A 25594-nucleotide genomic window follows, 5' to 3' on the forward strand; every position below is an offset into this window, starting at 1 on the left:
CGGTGGCGGCACTCGTCGTACGCCGTCGGGAACTTGAGGGAGGGAAGTGGATGTCGTCGGTCCAGATTCGCGACGTGCGGAAGTCGTTCGGCAATTTTGAGGTCCTGCACGGCGTGTCGATCCCGATCGAGGACGGCGAGTTCGTCGTTCTGGTCGGCCCCTCCGGCTGCGGCAAGTCGACCCTGCTGCGCATGCTGGCCGGACTTGAGAACATCACCTCTGGAACGATTTCGATCGGCGACCGCGTCGTCAACAATGTCCAGCCCAAAGAGCGCGACATTGCGATGGTGTTCCAGAACTACGCGCTCTACCCGCACATGACGGTCGCCGACAATATGGGCTTCTCGCTGAAGCTGCGCGGCGCCAAGCCCGAGGAGATCTCGAGCGGGGTCAAGCGCGCCGCGGAAATCCTCGCGCTGACGCCGCTGCTCGACCGCTATCCCCGTCAGCTCTCCGGCGGCCAGCGCCAACGCGTCGCAATGGGCCGCGCCATCGTGCGCGATCCGCAGGTGTTCCTGTTCGACGAGCCGCTGTCGAACCTCGACGCCAAGCTGCGCGTCGCCATGCGCACCGAGATCAAGGAACTGCATCAGCGGCTGAAGACCACGACCGTCTACGTCACCCACGACCAGATCGAGGCGATGACCATGGCCGACAAGATCGTGGTGATGCATGACGGCATCGTCGAGCAGATGGGCTCGCCGCTCGAGCTCTACGACAAGCCGGAGAACCAGTTCGTAGCCGGTTTCATCGGCTCGCCCGCGATGAATTTCCTCAAGGGCAAGGTCAAGGTGAACGGTGCCGCCTATTTCGAGGGACCGAACGGCGTCAAGCTGCCGCTGAAATCGGCGCCGGCCAATTCCGACGGCAAGCCCGCGGTCTACGGCGTGCGGCCCGAGCATTTCACCATCGCCGATGACGGCGCCGAGGCCGAGATCGTGGTGGTCGAGCCGACCGGCTCGGAGACCCAAGTGTTTGCCAAGCTCGGTGGCGAGCAGGTCGTCGCCGTGTTCCGCGAACGCCATCAGTTCAACCCGGGCGACAAGGTTCGGCTCAAGCCGGATCCGGCGCTGGTCCACCTGTTCGACGATTCGACGGGGAAGCGATTGAATAGCTGACCGACTGATCGATCTGAATGGCCGACCAACAGGCCAGATCAAAAACAAGAAAAACACAGTCATTTGGGAGGAAGGACGATGCACGATTTTACTCGCCGCTCGCTACTTCAGGGCGGCACCGCGCTGGCCGCAACCGGGATGCTGACCGGGCCGGCGCTTTTTGACTTCGCCAAGGCCTGGGCGCAGAGCGCGCCCTGGAAGGCGGAGCCCGGCGCCAAGCTCACCGTGATGCGCTGGAAGCGCTTCGTGCCCGCGGAAGACGATGCCTTCAATGCCATGGTGGCGGCCTTCAAGGCGGCAACCGGCACCGAGATGAACGTGTTCAGCGAGTCCTTCGAGGACGTGCAGCCGAAGGCCTCGGTCGCCGCCAACACCGGCTCGGGTCTCGACCTGGCCTGGGGCCTGCACACGCTGCCGCAGCTGTTCCCGACCAAGGTCCTCAAGATGAACGACGTTGCCGATTATCTCGGCAAGAAGTACGGCGGCTGGACCGAGGCCGCGGCCAAGACCTGCAAGCAGGGCGATGACTGGCTCGGCATTCCCGTCGCGACCATCGGCGGCTATTTGACCTTTCGCAAGTCGGCGGTCGAGAAGGCCGGCTTCAAGCAGGTGCCGTCCGACTTCCCGGCCTATCTCGAACTTTGCAAGGCACTGAAGGCGAACAACACGCCGGCCGGCTTCGCGCTGGGCCATGCCACCGGCGACGCCAATGCCTGGGTCCACAACATCCTCTGGGGCTTCAACGGCTGGACCGTCGACAAGGACGACAAGGTCATCATCAACTCGCCGGAGACGATGAAGGCGCTGGAGTACGCCAAGGCGCTGTCGGATACCTTCATTCCCGGTGTCGCATCGTGGAACGACTCCTCCAACAACAAGGCGTTCCTGTCCGGCGAACTGTACCTAACCTCGAACGGCATCTCGATCTACGTCGCCGCCAAGGACGACCCCAGCAAGAAGGAGCTCGCCGAAGACATCGACCACGCGCTGTGGCCGGTCGGCCCGATCGGCAAGCCGACTGAGCTGCAGCTCGCGGTTCCGATCCTCGCCTTCAACTTCTGCAAATATCCGAATGCGGCAAAGGCTTTCATCGCCTTCATGCTGGAGAAGGAGAATTTCGAGAAGTGGCTGTCGGGCGCGCGGGGTTATCTCACCCACACGCTCAACGCCTACGACACCGCGCCGGTTTGGACGGCCGACCCGAAGAATGCGGTGTTCGGCCAGGCCTCGAAGCGCGCGCTGCCGGCCTCCGGCATAGGCACGCCCGGCGAGAAGGCGGCGACCGCGATTGCCGACTTCATCGTGGTCGATATGTTCGCGAACTACTGCACCGGCGCCAAGGACGGCAAGACCGCGATGGCGGAAGCCGAGCGGCAGCTGAAGCGCATTTATCGCTGATGTGATGGCCGCGGGCGGCGGAGGACCGCCGCTCGCGCCGTCATTGGAATGCCATCACTGGAATATTGCGTAGTCATGCTCAATCATGTGAGCAATCGGGACATCGCCTATGGCCGACATCGCCCTTGCGCCGCGACGCGCGAAGACCGAAATTCGCGAAGCGACCACCTGGGATCAGCTGCGCCACAACAAGAACTGGCTCGGCTTCTGGTTCATGGTGCCGGCGATGGCATTCCTGATCTTCTTCCTGGCCTATCCGCTGGGCCTCGGGATCTGGCTGTCCTTCACCGACACCCGCATCGGCCGCGTCGGTCATTTCATCGGCACCGAGAACTATGAGTGGCTGTGGGATGATTCCATCTTCTGGCTGTCGGTGTTCAACACGCTGCTCTACACCTCCGTCGCGAGCGCGGTGAAATTCGCGGTCGGGCTCTATCTCGCGCTGCTGCTCAACGAGCGCATGCCGTTCAAGGCGCTGCTGCGTGCCGCCGTGCTGATCCCGTTCATCGTGCCGACCGTGCTGTCGGCGCTGGCATTCTGGTGGATCTTCGATTCGCAGTTCTCGATCATCTCCTGGTCGCTGAAGCATCTTGGCCTGATCACCCAGAACATCAATTTCCTCGGCGACACCACCTGGGCCCGCATCTGCGTGATCTTCGCCAATATCTGGCGCGGCGTGCCGTTCGTCGCGATCACGCTGCTGGCAGGCCTGCAAACCGTGCAGCCTTCGCTCTACGAGGCGGCGACGCTCGACGGCGCCTCGCGCTGGCAGATGTTCCGCTTCATCACCTATCCCTTGCTGACGCCGATCATCGCGGTCGTGATGACGTTCTCGGTGCTGTTCACCTTCACCGACTTCCAGCTGATCTGGGCGATGACCCGCGGCGGCCCGGTTAACGCCACCCATCTGATGGCGACGCTGTCCTACCAGCGCGCGATCATCGCCGGACAATTGGGCGAGGGGGCCGCGATCTCGAGCGCCATGATCCCGTTCCTGCTCGCCGCGATCATGGTGTCCTGGTTCGGCCTGCAGCGCAGGAAGTGGCAGCAGGGAGAAAGCAATGACTGACCTTCCTGCCCCCAAGGTCAATCTCAAGTCCATCCTGTCGACGCCGGCGCGCGTCGACAACAGCGAGGGCATGAGCTATTTGCAGTCGGTGCCGCGGCGGATCGTGACGCTCTACATTCCGCTGTCGATCATCGTCATCATCCTGCTGTTCCCGTTCTATTGGATGGGGCTGACCGCGATCAAGCCGGACGACCAGCTGCTCGACCTCGACAAGTACAATCCGTTCTGGACCTGGAATCCGACCTTCAAGCACATCCACAAGCTGCTCTTCGAGAGCTACTATCCGCACTGGCTCTGGAACACGATGTATGTGGCGATCGGTGCCACCGTGCTGTCGATCATCGCGAGCGTGCTTGCGGCCTATGCGATCGTGCGGCTGCGCTACAAGGGCGCCAACGTCGTCGGCGGCCTGATCTTCCTGGCCTATCTGGTGCCGCCGTCGATCCTGTTCATTCCGCTCGCCACCGTCGTGTTCCAGTACGGCCTATTCGACTCGCCGATGGCGCTGATCCTGACCTATCCGACGATCCTGATCCCGTTCTCGACCTGGCTTCTGATGGGCTATTTCAAGACCATCCCGTTCGAGCTCGAGGAGTGCGCGCTGATCGATGGCGCCAGCCGCTGGCAGATCCTGATCAAGATCGTGCTGCCGCTTGCCATTCCCGGCCTGATCTCGGCCTTCATCTTCTGCTTTACGCTGTGCTGGAACGAGTTCATCTACGCGCTGACATTCCTGCAATCGACCCCGAACAAGACCGTGCCGGTCGCCATCGTCAACGAATTCGTTGACGGTGACATCTATCGCTGGGGTTCCCTGATGGCAGGGGCGCTATGCGGCTCGCTGCCGCTGGTTATTCTTTACGCCTTCTTCGTTGAGCATTATGTCTCGGCGATGACGGGTGCCGTGAAGGAATAAGCGCGCAAGGCCCGCAGCTGAATTCGAAGAAGAGAAGAAAGGGAGCAGGGTCGTGCACATTCTGATTCTGGGCGCCGCCGGCATGGTCGGCCGCAAGCTGACCGAGCGTTTGCTGCGCGAGGGCCGCCTCGGCAAGCAGGGCATCAGCAGGATGACCTTGCAGGACGTGGTCGCGCCGGCCAAGCCCGCAAACGCCGCGATCCCGGTCAATGTCGTCGCGTCCGATTTCGCCGATGCCGGCGCCGCGGCGCCCCTGATCGCCGAGCGCCCGGACGTGATCTTCCATCTCGCCGCGATCGTCTCGGGCGAGGCGGAGGCCGAGTTCGACAAGGGCTACCGGATCAATCTCGACGGCACCCGCTATCTGATCGACGCGATCCGCGCCGTTGGCGGCGGTTACAAGCCGCGGCTGGTATTCACGTCCTCGATCGCGGTGTTCGGCGCGCCGTTCCCGGAGAAGATCGGTGACGAGTTCTTCCATACGCCGCTGACGAGCTACGGCACGCAGAAGTCGATCTGCGAGCTCCTGATCAACGACTACACCCGCAAGGGTCTGCTCGACGGGATCTCGATCCGTCTGCCGACGATCTGCGTGCGTCCGGGCAAGCCGAACAAGGCGGCGTCCGGTTTCTTCTCCAACATCATCCGTGAGCCGCTGGCGGGCGAGGAGGCGATCCTGCCGGTGTCCGAGGATGTCCGGCACTGGCACGCTTCGCCGAAATCGGCCGTCGGGTTTCTGGTCCACGCCGGAACGATGGACCTCAATGCGATGGGGCCGCGGCGCAATCTCAGCATGCCCGGGATGTCCGTCACCGTCGGCGAGCAAATCGCGTCGCTGGAGCGCGTTGCCGGCAAGAACGTGACCGCGCGGATCAAGCGGGTGCCCGATCCGACCATCATCAGCATCGTCTCGGGCTGGCCGCGCGATTTCGCCACCGACCGCGCGCTGAAGCTCGGCTTCACCACTGCCGAGAAGACGTTCGACGACATCATCCGCATCCACATCGAGGACGAGCTCGGCGGCAAGTTTGCCGCCTGAGCAACGTCCCGGCTAGCGCGGCGCTCGAGATGACCAGGGTTGCCAGCATCGGCGAATGCATGATCGAGCTGCGCCAGGCTCCGGGCGGCCAGCTCGGCGGGCTGTATTCGCGCTTCTATGGCGGCGACACGCTCAACACGGCGGTTTATCTGTCCCGGCTCGGCGTCCACAGCGATTACATCACGGCGCTCGGCGATGATGCGCTGAGCGATGAGATGATCACGGGCTGGGCGAGCGAAGGCATCGGCACCAAGCATGTCGCGCGATTGGCAGGCAAGCTGCCGGGGCTCTATCTGATCCAGACCGACGACAAGGGCGAGCGGCGCTTCTTCCACTGGCGCGACAGCGCCGCCGCCCGTGAGCTGATGGATCTGCCCGAGACGGACGACATCCTGAACTCGCTCGCGAGTTACGACATCGTCTATCTCTCGGCGATCACGCTCTCGATCCTGCGCGAGGACGGACGGGAGCGGCTGATCGCGGCGCTGAAGCGTGCGCGGCTGCTGGGCACGCGCTTCGCGTTCGATACCAATTTCCGCGCCCGCGGCTGGCCTGACCTGAATGTCGCGCGGAAGGTCTTCAGCAGCGCGTTCGAGACCGCTGATATTGTGCTTGCCTCGACGGAAGATCTGGCGCCGCTCTATCCTGACGAGAGCAACACGGCGCTGCTCGCCGGCATCTCGAGCCCCGAGGTCGTGCTGAAGCTCGCCGAGCCCGCCTGCATCGTGCGTTCTCGTGCCGGGACGAACGAGGTGCGGGCGGAGCCGCTCACCAAGCCGGTGGTCGATACCACGGCGGCCGGCGACAGTTTTGCCGCGGCCTATCTCGCCGCACGGCTCGGCGGCGCCGAGCCCGAGGAGGCGGCACGCGCCGGCCATCGTCTGGCCGGGGTCGTGGTGTGCTATCCCGGTGCGATCATTCCACGCTACGCCATGCCGCCGAAGAAGGCGCCTCGTCCCCCACCATCCCGCAAGGCCTCGCAATGACAACGACATCGAAGCAGGACCGGATCGCCGAGCTGATCCGCCAGGCCACCGTGATCCCGGTGCTGACCATCGAGCGGCTGCAGGACGCGGTGCCGCTTGCCAAAGCATTGGTCGCCGGCGGCGTGCGGACGCTCGAGGTGACGCTGCGGACGCCGGTCGCAGTCGATGCGGCCAAGGCCATCATCGCCGAGGTGCCCGATGCGGTGGTCGGGATTGGCACAATCCTCAATGCCGACGATCTGGCGCGCGCCGAGGTGCTGGGCGCCACATTCGGTATCAGCCCGGGCGCGACGCCCGAGCTGTTGAAGGCGGTGGCTGCCAGCCGGCTGCCTTTCGCGCCGGGGATCGCGACCGCCTCCGAACTGATGCAGGCGCTCGCGCACGGCTTCGACGTCGTCAAATTCTTCCCCGCCGAGCAGGCCGGCGGTATCAAGGCACTGCGGGCCTTGGCCGGTCCATTCCCGAACGTCAGGGTCTGCCCGACCGGCGGTATCGGTGAGGCCAATGCGGCGACCTGGCTCGCCGAGCCCAATGTGCTGGCGGTCGGCGGTTCCTGGCTGTGCCCGGCGGCCGATATCCGCGCCGGCAACTGGGCGGGCATAACCGCCATGTGCGCGAAGGCGATGAAAACGCTGAAAGCCGCCTGAAGATACGCTACATAACTCCCGAACAGGCACAGGGAGATACGGCCATGACAGCAGCCAGCATTGTGGGTTGGGCGCACACGCCATTCGGAAAGTTTGACGCGGAGACCGTCGAAGGCCTCGTCGTCAAGGTCGCCAACGAGGCGCTCGCCGATGCCGGCATTGCCGCGTCCGACGTCGACGAGATCATGCTCGGCCATTTCAACGCCGGCTTCTCGCCGCAGGATTTTACGGCGTCACTGGTGCTGCAGGCCAATCCGGCGCTGCGCTTCAAGCCGACCACCCGCGTCGAGAACGCCTGCGCCACCGGATCGGCCGCCGTGCACCAGGGCATCCGCGCCATCGAGGCGGGCGCCGCGAAGATCGTACTCGTCGTCGGCGTCGAGCAGATGACGAAGACGCCAGGTCCGGAGATCGGCAAGAACCTCCTGAAGGCGTCCTATCTGCCTGAGGACGGCGACACGGTCGGCGGTTTCGCCGGCGTGTTCGGCAAGATCGCGCAGGCCTATTTCCAGAAATACGGCGACCAGTCGGATGCGCTGGCGATGATCGCCGCCAAGAACCACAAGAACGGCGTCGCCAACCCCTACGCTCAGATGCGCAAGGATTTCGGCTTCGAGTTCTGCCGCGCCGAGAGCGACAAGAACCCGTTCGTCGCCGGTCCCTTGAAGCGCACCGATTGCTCGCTGGTCTCCGACGGCGCTGCCGCGCTGGTGCTGACCGATGCCGAGACCGCCAAGACCATGGGCAAGGCGGTGAACATCCGCGCCACTGCCCATGCGCAGGACTTCCTGCCGATGTCAAAGCGCGACATCCTGCAGTTCGAAGGCTGCACCGTCGCCTGGCAGCGCGCGCTGCAGAAGGCCGGCCTGCAGCTCTCCGATCTCTCCTTTGTCGAGACCCACGACTGCTTCACCGTCGCCGAGTTGATCGAATATGAAGCGATGGGCCTGACGCCAAAGGGGCAGGGCGCGCGCGCGATCATGGAAGGTTGGACCCAGAAGGACGGCAAGCTGCCGGTCAATCCGTCCGGCGGCCTCAAGGCCAAGGGCCATCCGATCGGCGCCACCGGCGTTTCCATGCATGTGATGAGCGCGATGCAGCTCGCCGGGCAGGCGCCCGAGGGCATGCAGCTCAAGAACCCGCAGATCGGCGGCATCTTCAACATGGGCGGCGCTGCGGTCGCCAACTACGTCTCGATCCTCGAGCCGGCGAGGTAGCTTGAACATTGCCGAATGGCTGGCGGCGACGGCACGGGCGCGTCCCGATGCGCCGGCGCTGCTGACCGGCTTCGACCTCGACGCCGACTATGCAACTTTTGCCCGCCGCGCCGCCTCGATCGGGGCGGCGCTGGCGCGCGATCACGGCATTGCTGCCGGCGACCGCATCGCGCTATTTGCCGGCAATTGCACGCGATATCTCGAATGCCTCTATGGCATCTGGTGGATCGGCGCCGCCGCGATCCCGATCAACGCCAAGCTGCACGGCCGCGAGGCGGCGTGGATCTGCGGCAATGGCGGCGCCAAACTGGCTTTCGTGTCCGACGACACGATCGGGGCGCTGACCGAAGCGAAGGACGATTGCCCGGCGGGCATGACAATACTGTCGGTCGATAGCGATGCCTACAACACGATGCGAAGCGGCGAAGGGCCAGCTGCGCCATTGCCGCGCGAAGGCAACGATCTTGCCTGGCTGTTCTACACCTCAGGCACCACCGGCCGTCCCAAGGGCGTGATGCTCAGCCACGGCAATCTGGTTGCCATGTCGCTGTGCTATCTCGCCGACGTCGACCCGGCGACGCCGAACGATGCCTCGCTCTATGCGGCGCCGATCTCGCATGGCGCGGGTCTCTACAATTTCCCGCATGTCCGGATGGGCGGTCGCCACGTCGTTCCCGAGTCCGGCGGATTCGATCCGAACGAGGTGCTCAACCTCGGCCGCCAGCTCGACAACGTCGTGATGTTCGCGGCGCCCACCATGGTGCGCCGCCTGGTCGATGCCGCCAAGAAGCGTGGCGAGAACGGCGAGGGACTGCGCACCATCATCTATGGCGGCGGGCCGATGTACACGGCCGACATCATCGATGCGATCGCGACCATGGGCCAGCGCTTCGTGCAGATCTATGGCCAGGGCGAGTCGCCGATGACGATCACGGCGCTGTCGCGCGACTGGCACCGCGCGAGCGATCATCCGCGCTATCTCGAACGGCTGGCTTCGGTCGGCACCGCGCAGAGCGTCGTCACCGTGCGCATCACCGACAAGGACGGCAAGCCGCAGCCCGCAGGCGAGACCGGCGAGATCGAGGTCAAGGGCTTAACCGTGATGCTCGGCTACTGGAACAATCCGAAGGCCAATGCCGAGACGCTGAAGGACGGCTGGCTGCGCACCGGCGATGTCGGCCGCCTCGACGCCGACGGCTTCCTGACGCTGTCAGACCGTTCCAAGGACGTGATCATCTCCGGCGGCACCAACATCTATCCCCGCGAGGTCGAGGAAGCGCTGCTGACGCATCCGGATGTCCGCGAGGTCTCCGCGATTGGTGTGCCAGATCCGGAATGGGGCGAGATCGTCGTCGCCTGCGTCGTGCTCGAGGACGGTGCCGCCGCCGACGACGGCAGGCTCGACGCGCATTGCCTTGCCTCGATCGCCCGCTTCAAGCGGCCGAAGCGCTATGTCTATCTCGATGCCCTGCCGAAGAACAATTACGGCAAGGTGCTGAAGACCGCTTTGCGGGAAATGATGGCCAAGGGCATGGGCTAAAGCGCGATGAGGCCGGGTTGAATCGAAAACATCGAAAACAACCCCATGCACAGTAGGGATTGGGGTCACCAAAGCGGTTAGGGGATAGGCCGCGGCCTCCCGTCGCGCTAAGCTGCTCGCGCCTGTCACCGGGAGAACGGACCATGGGAATCGAGACGTCTCTGTCGCTGTCGGAAGTGAACGATCGCATCGCAATCCTCCGGGACAATATCCGGCAGCTGATCGAGCAGGCCGCAGGCGCTGCGGGCGCAGAAGTCGAGGAGCGTATCGCCGAGCGGCTTGAGCAGCAGAATGCGGAACTGGAAAAGCTCCTGAAGGCGCGCGAGACGATGACCGGGCAGTAACCGGCATCAGGCCGGCGGTGGACTTCGTCTTGCCCGCCCGGCGTTCCGCCGCACGGAAACGATCCGGCCGCCGCCGCGCATACGCCCATACGCCCGGCGCAGCTTGATCTCGGCGAAGAGCTCCCGTTACTAGCTGCGTAACCAGAACATCCGGGAGCGAACAGGACGATGGGACCACTGCAGGGTATCAAGGTCGTCGACATGACGACCGTGCTGATGGGACCCTATGCCACCCAGATGCTCGGCGACTACGGCGCCGACGTCATCAAGGTGGAATCGCCTGACGGCGACGTGACGCGGCAGATCGGTCCGACACGGCATCCCGGCATGGGACCGGTGTTCCTCAACACCAACCGCAGCAAGCGTTCGGTCTGCCTCGACTTGAAGAAACCGGCGGGGCGCGAGGCCGTGCTGCGGCTGATCGCGCAGGCGGACGTGCTGGTCTACAATGTGCGCCCGCAGGCAATGGCGCGGCTGCAACTCGGTTACGACGTCGTCGCCAAGGTCAATCCAAGGCTGATCTATGCCGGCGTGTTCGGCTTCGGCCAGGAGGGACCATACGCCGCCAAGCCCGCATATGACGACCTGATACAGGGCGCCACTGCGCTGCCGGCGCTGATGGCGCAGACCTCGGACGGCGTGCCGCGCTATGTGCCGAATGCGCTGGTCGACCGTATCGTCGGGCTCACCGCGGTCGGCGCGATCTGCGCGAGCCTCGTGCATCGCGACCGCACCGGGCAGGGCCAGCGCGTCGACATTCCGATGTTCGAGACCATGGCCGGTTTCGTGATGGGCGACCATATGGGCGGCCTGACCTACGATCCGCCACTCGACAAAGGCGGCTATGCGCGGCATCTGTCGCCGGACCGGCGGCCCTACAAGACGCTGGACGGCTACATCTGCGTGATCGTCTACAACGACAAGCAGTGGGAGAATTTCTTCAAGGCGACCGGCCGCGACGATCTGCGCAGCGATCCGAAATTCGCCACCTTCGCCGGCCGCGCCACCAACATCGATGTCGTCTACGCCGAGCTTGCGCGCATCCTGCAGACCAAGACCACGGCCGAGTGGAACGAGATCCTGGAGAAGGCCGACGTGCCCGTGATGCCGATGCACGATCTCGAGAGCCTGCTGGAGGACCCGCATATGGTCGCGACCGGCGTCTTCCCCGTGGTCGATCACCCGACCGAGGGCCGCATCCGCAGCATGACGCCGTCGGCGCGCTGGTCGGAGACCAAGGTCGAGCCGAGCCGGCTGGCGCCCAGGCTCGGCGAGCACAGCGCGGAGATTTTGCGCGAGGCGGGTTTCTCGACCGATGAGATCGCGGCGATGGTGCGCGACGGCGCGGCCAAAGCGGTGAAGGCATAGGAGCACGACAGATGGATTTCGCACTCTCCGCCAATCAGGAATCGATCCGCGACGCCGTCGCCAAGATCTGCACGCGCTTTGACGAGGCCTACTGGCTGAAGAAGGACAAAGAGGGCGGCTATCCGGCCGACTTCCACCGCGCACTGGCCGATGCCGGCTGGCTCGGCATCTGCATCCCCGAGGAATATGGCGGCTCCGGGCTCGGTATTACCGATGCCGCGATCATGATGCGCACGATCTCCGAATCCGGCGCCGGCATGTCGGGCGCGTCCGCGGTGCACATGAACGTGTTCGGGCTCAACCCGGTGGTGGTGTTTGGCACCAAGGAGCAGTGCCAGCGCATGCTGCCGCCGATCATCGACGGCCGCGACAAGTCCTGTTTCGCCGTGACCGAACCCAATACCGGCCTCAACACCACCCAGCTCAAGACCCGCGCCGTGCGCCAGGGCGACAAATACATCGTCAACGGCCAGAAGGTGTGGATCTCGACCGCGCAGGTCGCCAACAAGATCCTGCTGCTCGCGCGCACTACGCCGCTGGAAGAGGTTCGCAGCCCGACCCACGGCCTCAGCCTGTTCTACACCGATTTCGACCGCAAGCGCGTCACCGTGCACGAGATCGAGAAGATGGGCCGCAAGCCCGTCGACTCCAACGAGCTGTTCTTCGAAAATTTCGAGATTCCGGTCGAGGACCGCATCGGCGAGGAGGGCCGCGGGTTCGAATACATCCTGCACGGCATGAACCCCGAGCGCATCCTGATCGCAGCTGAAGCGGTCGGCCTCGGCCAGATCGCGCTGAAGCGGGCGTCGGAATACGCCAAGGGCCGCATCGTGTTCAACCGTCCGATCGGCATGAACCAGGGGATCCAGCATCCGCTGGCGAAGTGCTGGATGGAGCTCGAGGCCGCCTGGCTGATGGTGCTGCGCGCCGGCTGGCAATATGACCAAAACCTGCCCTGCGGCCCGGCCGCGAACGCGGCAAAGTATCTCGCTGCGGAAGCCGGCTTTCACGCGTGCGAGCAGGCGGTGATGACCCATGGCGGCTTCGGCTATGCCAAGGAATATCACGTCGAGCGCTATTTCAGGGAATCGCTGATCCCTCGCATCGCGCCGATCAGCCCGCAGCTCATCCTCAGCTTCATCGGCGAGAAGGTGCTCGGCCTTCCGAAGTCGTATTGAGGGTGGCCATGCGCTTCCCATCAGCGTCATTCCGGGATGCGCCGTCAGGGGCAGGCCCGGAATCCATAACCACGATCGTGAGTATGGATTCCGGGCTCGCGCTACGCGCACCCCGGAATGACGTGCTAAGAGAGGTACGCTGACATGAGCTTCGTCACCGGCGTCGGCCTCACATCCTACGGCAAGCATGAGGGCCTGTCCTCGCTCGACCTGATGAGCAAGGCGGCCGAGCTTGCGATCTCCGATGCCGGACTGAAGCGCTCCGACATCGACGGCATCCTGTGCGGTTACTCCACCGTCTCGCCGCACATCATGCTGGCCACCGTATTCGCCGAGCATTTCGGTATTCGTCCGTCCTATGCCCATGCCGTGCAGGTCGGCGGCGCCACGGGCCTCGCGATGACCATGCTGGCGCATCACCTCGTCGATGCCGGCGTGGCGAAGCATGTGCTGGTGGTCGGTGGCGAGAACCGGCTGACCGGCCAGAGCCGCGACGCCTCGATCCAGGCATTGGCCCAGGTCGGGCATCCCGACTATGAAGTGACGCTGGGGCCGACGATCCCGGCCTATTACGGCCTGGTCGCGACGCGCTACATGCATGAGTACGGCCTCACGCAGGAAGACCTCGCCGAGTTCGCGGTGCTGATGCGCAAGCACGCGCTGATGCATCCCGGCGCGCAATTCCACGAACCGATCACGGTTGCCGACGTGATGGCCTCGAAACCGGTGGCGATGCCGCTGAAGCTGCTCGACTGCTGCCCGGTATCCGACGGCGGCGCGGCCTGCGTGATCAGCCGCGAGCCGACCGGCGAGCGGCGGGTTCGCATCCGCGGCTGCGCCCAGGCGCATACCCATCAGCACATCACGGCCGCGCCCGCGTTGAGTGAGCTCGGCGCGGAGATCTCGATCGCGAAGGCGAAAGCGGCGTCGGGTGTCGCGATATCAGATGTGCGTTACGCTGCGGTCTACGACAGTTTCACGATCACGCTGGCGATGCTGCTGGAAGATCTCGGCCTCGCCAAGCGCGGCGAGGCCGCGGCGCGGGTGCGCGCCGGCTATTTCAATCAGGATGGCGAGCTGCCGCTCAACACCCATGGCGGCCTGCTCAGCTATGGTCATTGCGGTGTCGGCGGCGCGATGGCGCATCTGGTCGAAACCCATCTGCAGATGACCGGTCGCGCCGACAATCGCCAGGTGCGCGATGCCTCGGTCGCCCTGCTGCACGGCGACGGCGGCGTGCTGTCGTCGCATGTCAGCATGTTCCTGGAGCGTGTGCGATGAGTGGACCGATCGCTGACTGGACCAGGGGCGCGGAAGCCATCGTCTATCAGACCTGTAACGCCTGCGGCGCGCGGCAGTATTTCCGCCGCAGCTTCTGCGCGGCCTGCGGCTCGCCGGATCTCGCCGAGCATCGCGCGAGCGGGGCAGGGACGGTGTATGCGACGTCACTGGTCTGCCGCGCCGCAACGCCGGAGACCCGGGCGCATGTGCCCTACAACATCGTGCTTGTCGATGCCGACGACGGCTTTCGCATGATGGCGCATGGCGACAACGACCTCACCATCGGCGACAAGGTTTTGGCGCGCTTCACGCAATTCGCGGGACGGCTGGTTCCGTATTTCGCAAAGGCAAAATGAGGGGCCGAACGAACCGGTCAGAACGCAAGACCAGGCTGAATTGGTTCGCTCTTGCCCCTCATAGTTTCAAGATACTATCGCCAATAAAAGACAAAGCTGGCGATGACGAGCATCGCCGTCACCGCCAGCATTTGCGCAAGCGCTTCCGAGGCCGCCCTCTTGGTGGCTTCCTTCATGCGTTTCCCCTAGACTTGGGCGTGACTCATCGTTGCGCAAATTGCGCGAACGACGGCCAGATTTTGTACTCGGAACACCCCGCGTCGAGCATTCGCTTTGACGAGTCCCCACTCAGCGAATATCAACCGTGGCAGGGTTGTCTGGGAATGCGGCGGCAATTTGACTCGCGCGTGTTGCTCCTGCGACGGCTGGCGGATACTGTTTCGGAGCCCGACAGAAACGACAGAGATCAAGGTTAGGAAATGGCCCGTATCGACTACTCCGATCCCGCGAAGGCAAGCCCGCGCACCCGCGAGATCCTCGACAAGAACCGCAACGCCAACATCTTTCGCATGATGGCGCATTCGCCGAGCTACTTTGAGCAGTACTGTCGGCTCGGCGGCGCGATCCGCCACAAGGGCGAGCTCGATCCGATCGTGCGCGAGCTCGCGATCACGCGCACCGGCATTCTCTGCGAGGCGCCTTACGAGATCGTCGCGCACAAGCGCATTGGGAAGAATGTCGGCGTCACCGACGAGCAGAACGCCGCGCTGGAGAATTGGCAGTCCGCGGGCTGCTTCGACGAGGTGCAGCGCGCGGCGCTGATCTTCACCGACGAGATCGTCAAGCTGAAGAAGCCGACGGATGCGACCTTTAAGGCGATCGCGGCGCTGTTGACGCCAGCCGCGCTGATCGAGCTGCAGCTCTCGGTCGGCTTCTACATCATGACGTCGAAATTTCTCGAGACGTTCGAGATCGACATGCAGCCGGTGACGGAAGTGGTGAGCTGAACGGCTCGCGCCGCGGAGTTCTTCGCCTCGCCCGCTTGCGGAGAGGCCGGAGCGCATGAAGCGAAGCGGAATGCGGTCCGGGTGAGCGGGAGTCTCCGCGAGTCCGACTCGAAGTCATTTTGCTGAAGCAGCGCCCTCACCCCAGACGTCTCCCTGTAAGAACGGGGAGAGGGGGAAGCAAGATCTACCCCGACGTCAGCAGATCGACCTTCGCATTCGCCACGATCAGCCGGTCGGCGAGAATCTGCGCGAGGTTGCGCATGATCCGTTCGCCGGCGCGTGGGTGCTGCTCGCGGAAGCGCTCGAAATCCCTGATCTCCACCTCGTAGGCGGTGGCCGACATGTCGGCGAGCACGTCCGCCGAGCGCTTGGGCTCCAATAGCGCCATCTCGCCGAACGCCATGCCGGCGGTCAGCGTCGCGAGCCGGATGCCGTCGGGCAGGGTGACGTGGACCACGCCGCTGCGCAGGAAGAACAGCGATGTCGCCTCACTGCCCGCGGCAATGATCTTCTCGTTGGGCTGGTAGGTCCTGACCGCGCAGAGCGTGGTGAGATCGGCGATCTCAGCCTCACTCAATCCCGCGAGCAGCGGCTGCTCGGACAGCTCTGTGGTCTCGAGGAAGTCGATCGAGCCGCCATAGCGGTAGACGATCTGGTCCTCGGCCCATTCGATCGCGGTGTCGAGCAGATAGAAATCCCTGATGTTGCCGAGCCGGTTGGTCCACTCGCTGATCGTGGTCCATTCACGTGAGGTCCGCTTGATGCCGGAGAGGATCACGGTGACGCCAAGCTCGGCGAGTTCCTGGAAGGCTTCCGCCACCAGCCGGGCACCCGCGCGGGTGGTCGCGGTGACGCGACGCAGGTCAAAGATCACGAACTCCGGTCGCGGGCTGCCGGCGAGGCGGCGCGAGACATAGTCGACATTGGAGAGCGACAGCGTGCCGACCAGCTCGATTACGCGCACCTCCTGGAAGTGCTTTGCCAGGATCTCCCGCTCCTGTGGCCGCCGCACCCGGCGCGACGGGTTCTTGCCGATGTTGTAGTCGGCAATGATGCTGTGGCGGGCGTCGTCGCTGCGGTTCAGCATGTGCAGGTCGTAATGCGCCGACAGCGCCTCGCAGACCTTGATGCCGCGCACGCTGTTGCCGTGCTTGTCGAGCTTTGGCGAGTAGCTGCCGAGCCCGAGCCGCGCCGGCAGCGCCGCCAAAATGCCGCCGCCGACCCCGCTCTTGGCGGGGATGCCGACGCGGTAGATCCATTCGCCGGCGTAGTCGTACATGCCCGACGAGGTCATCACCGACAGCGTGCGTGCGATCGCGTAGGGCGTCACCACCTGCTCGCCGGTCAGCGGATTGATGCCGCGGTTGGCCAGCGTCGCCGCCATCACGGCGGTGTCGCGCGCGGTGACGAGGATGGCGCATTGCCGGAAATAGACGTCGAGCACCGCGGGCACGTTTTCTGTGATCACGCTGTTGGTGCGCAAGAGATAGCCGATCGCCCGGTTGCGGTCGCCGGTGGCGCTCTCGGAGGCGTAGACCGCCTCGTCGACGTCGAGCTCGCGGCCGGCGAAGCGGCCGAGCGCCTGGCGGATGTAGTCGAATGCGCCGTCGCCCTTGTCGGCATGGAGCAGGCCGGAGCAGGCGATGGCGCCCGCATTGACCATCGCATTGAACGGGTGGTTCTGGGCGTTGAGCCGAATCGAATTGAACGGGTCGCCGGACGGCTCGACGCCGATCACGCTCTCCACCCGCTCGGCGCCGAGCGTGTCGAGCGCCAGTGCGAACACGAACGGCTTCGACATCGACTGGATGGTGAAGGGCACCCTGGTGTCGCCGACCTCATAGACATGGCCGTCGAGCGTCGCGAGGCTGATGCCAAAATGGGCAGAGTTGGCCTTGCCGAGCTCGGGGATGTAGTCGGCCACCGCGCCGCCGGCTTCCGGCAGGAAGTCTCCGTAACAAGCGTGCAGAAATCGCAGCAGCGGCGGCTTCGAGCTGGACCAGGCCGTGGTGGTGGCGGTGACGGGAGGAGGCGATCGTTTCATCGCCTCCTGTTGTGCAACGCAATCGGGGCGCGCGCAACTGAGCGGGCACCGAAGTCAGGTGTGAGGCGCCCGGTCCGGATCGGACGCCATTCGATGGCTGCGGTCTCCGAACCGATGATCACAAAGCGAGCGATTGCTCGGTATTTGTTTCGTTATGCGAAACTTTTCGCTCGGAAATGTTTCGCAAGCAAAGCAGCGTCCGACGCAGCGCTGCTCCAGAGAAGTGGCCGTCGGAGGACGAGGCACGTGGGAATTTGGTCCGCGCGGGCGGCCGGACGGTCCGCGGTCAGGTCTCGACGATCGCGACGGCCTGGCCCTCGGCGATGACGTCATCAATCCTGACCAGAATCGACTTGATTTTGCCCGCCGTCGTCGACGTGACCGGTATTTCCATCTTCATCGCTTCGACGAACGCGATCTCGTCGCCATCGCCGATATTGCTGCCGGCCTCAACAGGAAGCGCGCAAACGCGCCCGGCAACTTCGGTCACAACCTTGATCTCTGGCATTCCACTCTCCGATACCGTCTTGCGGAAATTTCATCCGGCGAACGGCTTTTTGTTGTGGCGGCAGATTGCCTGAGGTAGCTTCTTCTGCAAGTGGAATTTTATTCCGCAAGACGGAATGGAGCCAAAACAAATGGGACGGCGCTCGGAACGGCTTAGCCGGCAGGGAATGCTCGCCAGCGAGACTGGCGATGGGGATGTCATCCAGGTGGTGTCGCGCGCGTTTGATGTGTTGCGGTGCTTCGAAGGGCACGAAGCGCGACTCGGCAATCTCGAAATCTCGAACCGCTGCGGCCTGCCGCGTTCGACGGTGTCGCGCTTGACGCACACGCTGACGCGGATGGGACAGCTCGTCTATCTGCCGCGCGACCAGAAATATCGCATCGGCCCGAGCGCGGTCGCGATGAGCACGTCGATGATGAAGGGGCTGCAGCTTCGCAACCTGATTCGGCTGCGCTTGCAGGATGTCGCGGACCAGTTGCCCGGCACCGTGGGCTTCGTGATCCCCGACCGCTTTCATCTGGTCTATCTGGAGTTCGCACGCGCGGCGAACGCGCTCGGCCTGCATGAAGCCACCGGCAGCCGCATCTCGATGGCGACCACCGCCGCCGGCCATGCCTACACTGCGGCGCTCGATCCCGCGATCGGCGACGCGCTGATATCAGAGATGGAAGGCGAGTTGCCGGACAGCGCCAAGATGCTGACGCCGCGCATCGCGGCCAATCGCCGCCACTTGCAGGAGCACGGCTACGTCGTCGCCTGCGGCCTGTGGAGCCCGCACATCAACGGCGTCGCGGTGCCGCTGTGGTCACCGCAATACCAGACCTATGTGGTCACCACGATCGGCCTGCTCTCGGCGATGTATGACGAGCAGCGGCTGCATCGCGAGGTCGCGCCGCTGATGGTCGACCTCGCCGCCGCGGTCGGCAGCCTGCTCGAAGGCGCCGACGGCGACATCTTCAGCAATCGGATCGAACGCAAGTCGCTTCCGGTGGCCGCCCATAACAACAACAAAATCATCAAGACGGAGGCAATGAATGAACTGGAAGCCGGAACTCGACGACCTCGCCCGGCGCGAAGCGTTCGCGCGGGAGATGGGAGGCGTTGACAAGGTCAAGCGGCAACGCGACCAGGGCCGGCTCACGGTTCGTGAGCGCATCGACAAGCTCGTCGACCAGAACAGCTTTCACGAGGTCGGTGCCATCTCCGGCATCGCCGAATACGACGAGAGCAACGAACTCACGCATCTGACGCCGGCGAACTGCGTGTTCGGCCGCGCCAGGGTCGACGGCCGCACCGTGGTCGTGGTCGGTGACGATTTCACCGTGCGCGGCGGCTCGGCCGATGCATCGATTTCCGCCAAGCCGCTGATGGCGGAGGAGATGGCGCATGACTTCCGCCTGCCGATCGTCCGCGTGATCGAAGGCTCCGGCGGCGGCGGCTCGGTGAAGACGATCGAGACCAGAGGCGCGGCCAATCTGCCCGGCGGTGTCGGCGGCACGCGCTGGTACTGGTACACGACCGCCAATCTGGCGCGCGTGCCGGTGGTCGGGCTCGGGCTCGGCTCGGTCGCAGGCTTAGGTGCGGCGCGGCTGGCGGCCACGCATTACTCGGTGATGACCAAGAGCTCCGCGATGTTCGTCGCCGGCCCGCCGGTGGTGAAGCGCCTGGGTCAGGATTTGACCAAGCAGGAGCTCGGCGGCGCCGACATCCAGACCCGCGCCGGCGCGATCGACCAGGCGGTGGAGACGGAAGAGGAGGCGTTCGACTATGCACGGCGCTTCCTGTCCTATCTGCCGGCGTCGGTCTACGATCTGCCGCCGACCATTCCCTGCACCGACGACCCGGAACGCGCCGAGGAATCGCTGCTGAAGGCCGTGCCGCGCAATCGCAAGCAGGTCTACAAGATGCGGCCGATCATCGATGCGGTCGTCGACAAAGGCTCGTTCTTCGAGGTCGCCAGCAATTTCGGCCGGCCTGTGATCACTGGATTGGCGCGGATCGAAGGCAGGGCGGTGCTGTTGCTCGCCAGCGATCCCTTCCACTACGGCGGCTCGTGGACCGCGGACGCCTGCCAGAAGGTGATCCGCTGGGTCGACTTCGCCGAGACCTTCCATTTGCCGGTGGTTTACCTGATGGACTGCCCCGGCTTCATGATCGGGCTCGAGGCGGAGAAGTCGGCGACTATCCGGCACGGTGTGCGGGCGATGGCGGCGGTCAACCAGAGCACGGTGCCCTGGTGCACCATCATCATCCGCAACGCCTTCGGGGTTGCCGGTGTGGTGCATCAGCCGGCCAACCGGTTCTCGATGCGCTATGCCTGGCCGTCGGCCTATTGGGGCTCGCTGCCGCTCGAGGGCGGCATCGAGGCCGCCTATCGCGCCGAGATCGACGCGGCCGCCGATCCCGCGGCCAAGCTGCGCGAGATCGAGGATCGCCTCAACAAGCTGCGTTCGCCGTTCCGCTCGGCCGAGAAGTTCTGGGTCGAGGAGGTGATCGATCCGCGCAAGACGCGCTCGCTGCTCTGCGAGTTCGCGCGTCTCGCCGAGCCGATCCGGAAGGCGGGACCGCCGAGCAACATGTCGACGCGGCCGTAAGGGCTTCGCCGCGAACCCAACGTGTCATGCGCGGGCTCGACCCGCGCATCCATCGTCCGCAGCAGCGGACGAGTGAGTCATTCGGAGCGGGATGGATTGCCGGGTCGAGCCCGGCAATGACGACCTCATCTACTCGGCTTCGCGATGCTCGTCATGGATCACGATGCCCATGCCGTTCTCGGGCATCTTGATCCATTCGCGCCGCTTCAGCGAGCGCTTGGTGTCCTCGTGTCCGCTCGCCCAATGCTCGCGCATCGAGGTGCCGGAGAATTCGTGGTCCTTGGCGTCGCCCTCATAGGCCTTCTGCTGATAGATCAGCTGCAGCAGCGTGATCCCGGGCAGCCGGCTGTTTGCCTTCTTGAGTTGACGCTCCTCGTCCGACAGCTGGTCGTCGGGGATTTTTCCCAGCCGTTGTGCAGGGCGGTACGCAGATTGTAGGTCTTGCGGTAGACGTCGGTGTTGTAGCGAGTGCGCGACGAATACATGATGTCCTTATGGCGGGCCATCACGTCCTGGATGTCGCGCGGCAGCGCGCCGCGTGCCGAGCACGAGAGCATGGCGGGCAACGGCGACATCACCCGCGCCACGCTGTCGAAGACGCAAGTTAATCTGAAGATGATCCCCGGCGTCGACGGTCATCTCGAGATCTGCCAGCTGGTTGCGATTAACCTGACCGACATCGTCGTCAAGGGATCGTGGATCGGGCCCGGCAGGCTGCATCTCGTGCCGCACGTCAACGCACCGGTCGCGGACTTCCCGGTCGAGCGCGTGGTCGGCGCGCATCATTACATCGCCGATTTGATGCTGCCGTTCGGCCGCGTCGTGCACGACTACAACAAGGAAGTCGCAGAGGCGGCGGCACCGACCGGTCTCGCCGCGGAGTAGCACGCGGCGAGGCTCGATCAGGCCGCGACCGGTTTCGCCTCCGGCGCGACCTTGGGCTGCGGCCGCGAGATCGCCAGCACACTCAGCGCGGCGATGACGCAGAGCGCGCCGGCGATGAAGAATGCCGGCAGATAGCTCGCATAGAGCGTGCGCGACAGCCCGGCGCCGAACGCGGCGGCGCCGGCGCCGAGCTGGTGGCCGGCAAAGATCCAGCCGAACACCAGATTGGCCCGCTCGGCGCCGAAGCGCTGCGCGGTCAGGCGCACCGTCGGCGGCACGGTTGCGATCCAGTCGAGCCCGTAGAACATCGCAAACAGCGACAGCCCGTAGAACGTGAAGTCGGAGTACGGCAGATACAGCAGCGACAGCCCGCGCAGGCCGTAATACCAGAACAGCAGCCGGCGATTGTCGAAGCGGTCCGACAGCCAGCCCGAGATGATGGTGCCGAAGAAATCGAAGATGCCCATCGCGGCGAGCAGGCTCGCGGCCTGCACCTGCGGAATGCCGTAGTCGAGGCACATCGGGATCAGGTGCACCTGGACGAGGCCGTTGGTCGAGGCGCCGCAGACGAAGAAGGTCGCGAACAGGATCCAGAACACCGACGACTTCGAGGAATCGCGCAGCGTGCCGAGCGCGGCCGCCATGATCGGCGCATTGGCCGGCGGCGGCGCGGGGATCGGCGCGGTGCCCTCGTCGCCGAACGGACGCAGGCCGACGTCGCTCGGCCGGTCGCGCATCACCATCAGCACGGCGAAGGCGGCGACGCCGAGCATGACGCAGACAAGGCCAAGCGCGACACGCCAGCCGTAATGCTCGGTGATGGTCGCGAGCAGCGGCAGGAAGGCGAGCTGCCCGGTCGCGACGCTCGCAGTGAGCATACCGATCACGAGGCCGCGTCGCGCGACGAACCAGCGCGTCGCGATCGTCGCGCCGAGCACCAGCGCGGTCATGCCGGTGCCGATCCCGATCACCACGCCCCACAACAGGATCAGCTGCCAGACCTGCGTCATGGCGAGCGAGGCCAACAGTCCGGAGACCACGATCAATTGCGCCGCCAGCGTCACGTTGCGCAGGCCGTAGCGGTTCATCAGCGCCGCGGCGAACGGCGCCATCAGCCCGAACAGGATGAAGCGGATCGACAGCGCGGAGGAGATTTCGGCGGTGGACCAGCCGAATTCCTTCTGCAGCGGAACGATAAAGACGCCAGGTGCGCCGACGGTGCCGGCCGAGATCAGCGCGGCAAGGAAGGTCACGGCGACCATCACCCAGCCGTAATGGATATTGCGGCGGGCGAGGGCGGAAGCAAGCCAGTTCGAGATCATTGGGCCCCGGATGAAAAGCGATGAGGATCTTATTCGTGATGCGCAATATGGCACGAGGGAGCCATGTCTAAAATGACATTGTTCCCTCGTTTTCGGACTCGGCCGTGGAGCCGTCTTGAACTAGCGCGTGACCCGCTCGACCGCGATCGCGGTGGCTTCGCCGCCGCCGATGCACAAAGCAGCGACGCCGCGCTTCAGGTTCTGCGCCTCCAGCGCGTGCAGCAAGGTCACGATCAGCCGCGCGCCGGTGGCGCCGATCGGATGGCCGAGCGCGCAGGCGCCGCCATTGATGTTCAGCCTGTCACGCGGAATGCCGAGATCGCGCTGCGCCGCCATCGCGACCACCGCGAACGCCTCATTGATCTCGAACAGGTCGACATCGCCGACGCTCCAGCCGACCTTGTCGAGCAGCTTTCTGATCGCCGGGGTCGGCGCGGTGGTGAACCATTGCGGCTCCTGGCTATGGGTGGCGTGGCCCTTGATCTCGGCCAGAACAGGCAGGCCGTCGCGATCGGCGAGCGAACGTCGCGCCAGGATCAGCGCCGCGGCGCCGTCGGCATTGGCCGAGGAGGCGGCCGGCGTGATGGTGCCGCCCGCGCGGAACGCCGGCTTCAGGCCGGGGATCTTGGCCGGATCGACCTTCAGCGGGTGCTCGTCATTGGCGATGATGCGCGGACCGGCCTTCTCGTTAAGCGTGATCGGTGCGATCTCGGCCTTGAAGGCGCCGCCCTCGACCGCCTTGCGGGCGCGGCTCAGCGTCTCGATCGCATAGCTGTCCTGGTCGGCGCGGGTGAACTGATAGGCCTCCGCGGTCGCCTCGCCGAAATCGCCCATCGAGCGGCCGGTCTCATAGGCGTCCTCGAGCCCGTCCATCATCATGTGGTCGATGATGCGGTCGTGGCCGGCGCGATAGCCGCCGCGCGCCTTCTGCAGCAGATAGGGCGCGTTGCTCATGCTCTCCATGCCGCCGGACAGCACGATCTCGGCCGAGCCGGCCTCGATGATGTCGTGGGCCAGCATGGTCGCCTTCATGCCGGAGCCGCAGACCTTGTTGACGGTGGTGGCGCCGGTGGCATCCGGCAGCCCTGCGCCGCGCGCGGCCTGGCGGGCGGGGGCCTGGCCCTGGCCGGCGGGCAGCACGTTGCCCATGAACACCTCGTCGATGCGCTCGGGCGCGAGTTTGGCGCGTTCGAGCGCCGCCCCGATCACATGCGAGCCGAGCTTGTGGGCGGCGAGCGGTGTGAGCTCGCCCATGAAACGGCCGAGCGGGGTGCGGGCGGCGGAGAGGATGACGACGGGATCGGCGCTGGATGCCATGGCGGAACTCCGTTCCATGCGGGAATCTGATTGGATTACATTCATCATATGATGCGATGCAAAAAATGCAACTACGGCTCCCATGACAAAATGTCGTGTTCGCATGAGTTGGTGGGGACATGTTTCACCCCGATCTCCGCTGTCGTCCTGGCGAAAGCCAGGACCCATAACCACCGCATTCGGTGATGAGGGAACGCGGCCCAAGCGTCACGCAACAATCGAGATATGGGGTAATGGGTCCTGGCTTTCGCCAGGACGACGCTGTGGATGGTTCTCGATTCAGGATATCAAGCACGCGGTGTCATCACCCGCGAAGGCGAAAGCGGGTGATCCAGCATTCCAGAGGTAGTCGTTGTTGAACCGATGGGCCGCGGCGTGCTGGATCGCCCGGTCAAGCCGGGCGACGTCCTGCTTTCGCAGGGACGACACCGAACGTGTTGCATGCTCTGTGAGAGGCTGACAGCTTTTTACCGCATGTATTGCTTCCAGCCAGAATACATCTTGAAGATGATGAGGGGCGCTGCGGCGCGCTGGGCTGCCTGAATCAGCGCGGGGGCGCTAGACGCAGGAGCACATGGCTAGCACATACGGTCCGGCCATTAGTAGCGGCCGCCATCGCGCTTTTGCTGCGTGAGCCATTCCGACAGGGTTTTCGTTTTCGATCCTGCATCGCGGGAGGGGCCTCGTCCAATGTTCTTGCCGGAACGCGTTGACCGGAGCTCGGTCGATTCAGGTTTCATGGTTGCAGCCGCGGATGCGGTCGATCTATCCGCAGCTTCCTTTTCGAGGCGCAGCTTTTTCAATCGCGCCATCTTGTCCCGCTCTGCCTCGGTTTCAGCGGTGTCGGATAGCAACGCCTTGTGGTGCGCAGTCTCTGCCGAACCCAGCACTCCGATAATCGTTGTCTCGCCCAGTGCCTTGCAGGCCTCGAGCCGATGCAATCCCTCGAGCAAGACGAGCCTGCCCTCGTCAGGCCGAACGAGAATCGGGAGTTGCTGTCCAACCTCCAGAATGCTCGCGGCGATCTCTTGAACGACCTCGGGCCTGAGGGTCTTCCTCTTCTTCAGGGGAACGTAGATCTGGTCGATTGGAAGGCATTCCGGGCCAGGCACGGTATTACTCCCTCCTCAGGGCGATCCAAACACGGTTCAAGGACGAAGCGCTACGCCGTGGCCGTAGTCTTGTAAACCAGAGCGGGGCCTCAAGCGCTCGACTTCGTGCCCTAATCCGACCGCCAGGCGCCGAGCAGAAATCGCCGCTTCGGTGCGGAGCCGGCCTGCTTCTGCACGTCGGGCAGATCGACGGCGTAACGCTTCATCAGCAACTTGATTGCGATCCCGATGATCACAAAGGGCGTCACGTAGATCGCGAAAACTTCGAAGGCTGTCATGTGGTCCTCCGCGGTTTCGGATCGGCATTGTAGCACATCATCTCACGGGGCGGAGCAGACGGATGGTCCGACAACACGCGTCGGTGGGCAGTGCAGCACGCCGCTACCGCCGCGCATGGCCGCATGCGGC

23 protein-coding genes and 2 pseudogenes are annotated in these 25594 nt (G+C 64.6%); 18 read left to right on the forward strand and 7 right to left on the reverse strand.

What is annotated here, in order from left to right; genetic code table 11:
- Nucleotides 1-50 precede the first annotated feature (50 nt).
- From HU230_RS09275 to HU230_RS09345, 15 genes are all read left to right on the forward strand, one after another.
- Entirely contained in the window at nt 51-1118 is a 1068-nt protein-coding gene (locus tag HU230_RS09275) for an ABC transporter ATP-binding protein (protein ID WP_176531932.1), read from the forward strand.
- Between the two features lie 78 nt (nt 1119-1196).
- Nucleotides 1197-2516 carry an ABC transporter substrate-binding protein gene (locus tag HU230_RS09280; protein WP_176531931.1) on the forward strand — a complete coding sequence of 440 codons (1320 nt, stop codon included), beginning with the start codon at nt 1197-1199 and terminating at the stop codon, nt 2514-2516.
- Nucleotides 2517-2625: 109 nt separating this feature from the next.
- Nucleotides 2626-3585, forward strand: a complete 960-nt coding sequence (locus HU230_RS09285) for a carbohydrate ABC transporter permease (protein ID WP_176531930.1) — start codon at nt 2626-2628, stop codon at nt 3583-3585.
- Complete coding sequence (locus tag HU230_RS09290; RefSeq protein WP_176531929.1) at nt 3578-4501, forward strand: carbohydrate ABC transporter permease; 924 nt, start codon at nt 3578-3580, stop codon at nt 4499-4501. Before HU230_RS09285 ends, HU230_RS09290 begins: the two co-directional genes overlap by 8 nt.
- A gap of 52 nt (nt 4502-4553) precedes the next feature.
- Nucleotides 4554-5540: a D-erythronate dehydrogenase gene (denD, locus tag HU230_RS09295; RefSeq protein ID WP_176531928.1), complete on the forward strand. Its 987-nt coding sequence runs from the start codon at nt 4554-4556 to the stop codon at nt 5538-5540.
- A gap of 29 nt (nt 5541-5569) precedes the next feature.
- A complete protein-coding gene (locus HU230_RS09300; protein ID WP_176531927.1) occupies nt 5570-6526 on the forward strand; it encodes a sugar kinase in 957 nt (318 codons plus the stop codon).
- A complete protein-coding gene (gene eda, locus HU230_RS09305; protein ID WP_176531926.1) occupies nt 6523-7173 on the forward strand; it encodes a bifunctional 4-hydroxy-2-oxoglutarate aldolase/2-dehydro-3-deoxy-phosphogluconate aldolase in 651 nt (216 codons plus the stop codon). The genes HU230_RS09300 and eda overlap by 4 nt, the downstream gene beginning before the upstream one ends.
- A gap of 44 nt (nt 7174-7217) precedes the next feature.
- Nucleotides 7218-8390 (forward strand): acetyl-CoA acetyltransferase, encoded by a 1173-nt coding sequence (locus HU230_RS09310; RefSeq protein ID WP_176531925.1) that lies wholly within the window; start codon nt 7218-7220, stop codon nt 8388-8390.
- A gap of 1 nt (nt 8391) precedes the next feature.
- The gene (locus tag HU230_RS09315) at nt 8392-9930 is read left to right on the forward strand and encodes a class I adenylate-forming enzyme family protein (RefSeq protein ID WP_176531924.1); all 1539 of its coding nucleotides are present in this window, start codon (nt 8392-8394) and stop codon (nt 9928-9930) included.
- A 143-nt stretch (nt 9931-10073) separates the two neighbouring features.
- Nucleotides 10074-10274, forward strand: a complete 201-nt coding sequence (locus HU230_RS09320; RefSeq protein ID WP_092113071.1) for a hypothetical protein — start codon at nt 10074-10076, stop codon at nt 10272-10274.
- A 168-nt stretch (nt 10275-10442) separates the two neighbouring features.
- Nucleotides 10443-11642, forward strand: coding sequence for a CaiB/BaiF CoA transferase family protein (locus HU230_RS09325; RefSeq protein WP_176531923.1), 1200 nt, complete (start codon nt 10443-10445; stop codon nt 11640-11642).
- 11 nt (nt 11643-11653) lie between these two features.
- Nucleotides 11654-12820, forward strand: coding sequence for an acyl-CoA dehydrogenase family protein (locus HU230_RS09330; RefSeq protein WP_092113076.1), 1167 nt, complete (start codon nt 11654-11656; stop codon nt 12818-12820).
- Between the two features lie 144 nt (nt 12821-12964).
- A complete protein-coding gene (locus HU230_RS09335; protein ID WP_176531922.1) occupies nt 12965-14101 on the forward strand; it encodes a thiolase family protein in 1137 nt (378 codons plus the stop codon).
- Nucleotides 14098-14457 carry a Zn-ribbon domain-containing OB-fold protein gene (locus HU230_RS09340; protein ID WP_176531921.1) on the forward strand — a complete coding sequence of 120 codons (360 nt, stop codon included), beginning with the start codon at nt 14098-14100 and terminating at the stop codon, nt 14455-14457. Before HU230_RS09335 ends, HU230_RS09340 begins: the two co-directional genes overlap by 4 nt.
- Nucleotides 14458-14876: 419 nt before the next feature.
- Nucleotides 14877-15404: a carboxymuconolactone decarboxylase family protein gene (locus HU230_RS09345; RefSeq protein ID WP_176531920.1), complete on the forward strand. Its 528-nt coding sequence runs from the start codon at nt 14877-14879 to the stop codon at nt 15402-15404.
- 184 nt (nt 15405-15588) lie between these two features.
- Here the strand turns inward: HU230_RS09345 and glsA are convergent, their stop codons facing one another.
- The gene (gene glsA, locus HU230_RS09350) at nt 15589-17448 is read right to left on the reverse strand and encodes a glutaminase A (RefSeq protein ID WP_176531919.1); all 1860 of its coding nucleotides are present in this window, start codon (nt 17446-17448) and stop codon (nt 15589-15591) included.
- 286 nt (nt 17449-17734) lie between these two features.
- A complete protein-coding gene (locus HU230_RS09355; RefSeq protein ID WP_092113090.1) occupies nt 17735-17956 on the reverse strand; it encodes an acyl-CoA carboxylase biotin carboxyl carrier protein subunit in 222 nt (73 codons plus the stop codon).
- 130 nt (nt 17957-18086) lie between these two features.
- Between HU230_RS09355 and HU230_RS09360 the strand changes: the two genes are divergently transcribed.
- Entirely contained in the window at nt 18087-19061 is a 975-nt protein-coding gene (locus tag HU230_RS09360) for an IclR family transcriptional regulator (RefSeq protein WP_176531918.1), read from the forward strand.
- On the forward strand, nt 18991-20550 hold the full coding sequence (locus HU230_RS09365) for an acyl-CoA carboxylase subunit beta (RefSeq protein ID WP_176531917.1): 1560 nt from the start codon (nt 18991-18993) through the stop codon (nt 20548-20550). The genes HU230_RS09360 and HU230_RS09365 overlap by 71 nt, the downstream gene beginning before the upstream one ends.
- 129 nt (nt 20551-20679) lie before the next feature.
- Here the strand turns inward: HU230_RS09365 and HU230_RS44040 are convergent.
- A pseudogene (locus HU230_RS44040) lies at nt 20680-21125 on the reverse strand (DUF3734 domain-containing protein).
- Here HU230_RS44040 and HU230_RS09380 point away from each other — a divergent pair.
- Nucleotides 21094-21435: pseudogene (locus tag HU230_RS09380) on the forward strand (acetoacetate decarboxylase family protein); the annotation flags it as partial. The pseudogenes HU230_RS44040 and HU230_RS09380 overlap by 32 nt on opposite strands.
- A gap of 17 nt (nt 21436-21452) precedes the next feature.
- On the opposite strand, the gene HU230_RS09385 reads toward HU230_RS09380, so the two are convergent.
- The 4 genes from HU230_RS09385 to HU230_RS09400 all read right to left on the reverse strand — a co-directional run bounded on the left by HU230_RS09385 (nt 21453) and on the right by HU230_RS09400 (nt 25464).
- Nucleotides 21453-22757, reverse strand: coding sequence for an MFS transporter (locus HU230_RS09385; protein ID WP_176531916.1), 1305 nt, complete (start codon nt 22755-22757; stop codon nt 21453-21455).
- A gap of 120 nt (nt 22758-22877) precedes the next feature.
- Nucleotides 22878-24074: an acetyl-CoA C-acyltransferase gene (locus tag HU230_RS09390; RefSeq protein WP_176531915.1), complete on the reverse strand. Its 1197-nt coding sequence runs from the start codon at nt 24072-24074 to the stop codon at nt 22878-22880.
- Between the two features lie 599 nt (nt 24075-24673).
- Nucleotides 24674-25186: a ParB N-terminal domain-containing protein gene (locus HU230_RS09395; protein ID WP_176531914.1), complete on the reverse strand. Its 513-nt coding sequence runs from the start codon at nt 25184-25186 to the stop codon at nt 24674-24676.
- Nucleotides 25187-25296: 110 nt separating this feature from the next.
- Nucleotides 25297-25464 carry a hypothetical protein gene (locus tag HU230_RS09400; RefSeq protein ID WP_167350138.1) on the reverse strand — a complete coding sequence of 56 codons (168 nt, stop codon included), beginning with the start codon at nt 25462-25464 and terminating at the stop codon, nt 25297-25299.
- Nucleotides 25465-25594 lie beyond the last annotated feature (130 nt).

This window comes from Bradyrhizobium quebecense (assembly GCF_013373795.3).
Lineage (GTDB): Bacteria > Pseudomonadota > Alphaproteobacteria > Rhizobiales > Xanthobacteraceae > Bradyrhizobium > Bradyrhizobium quebecense.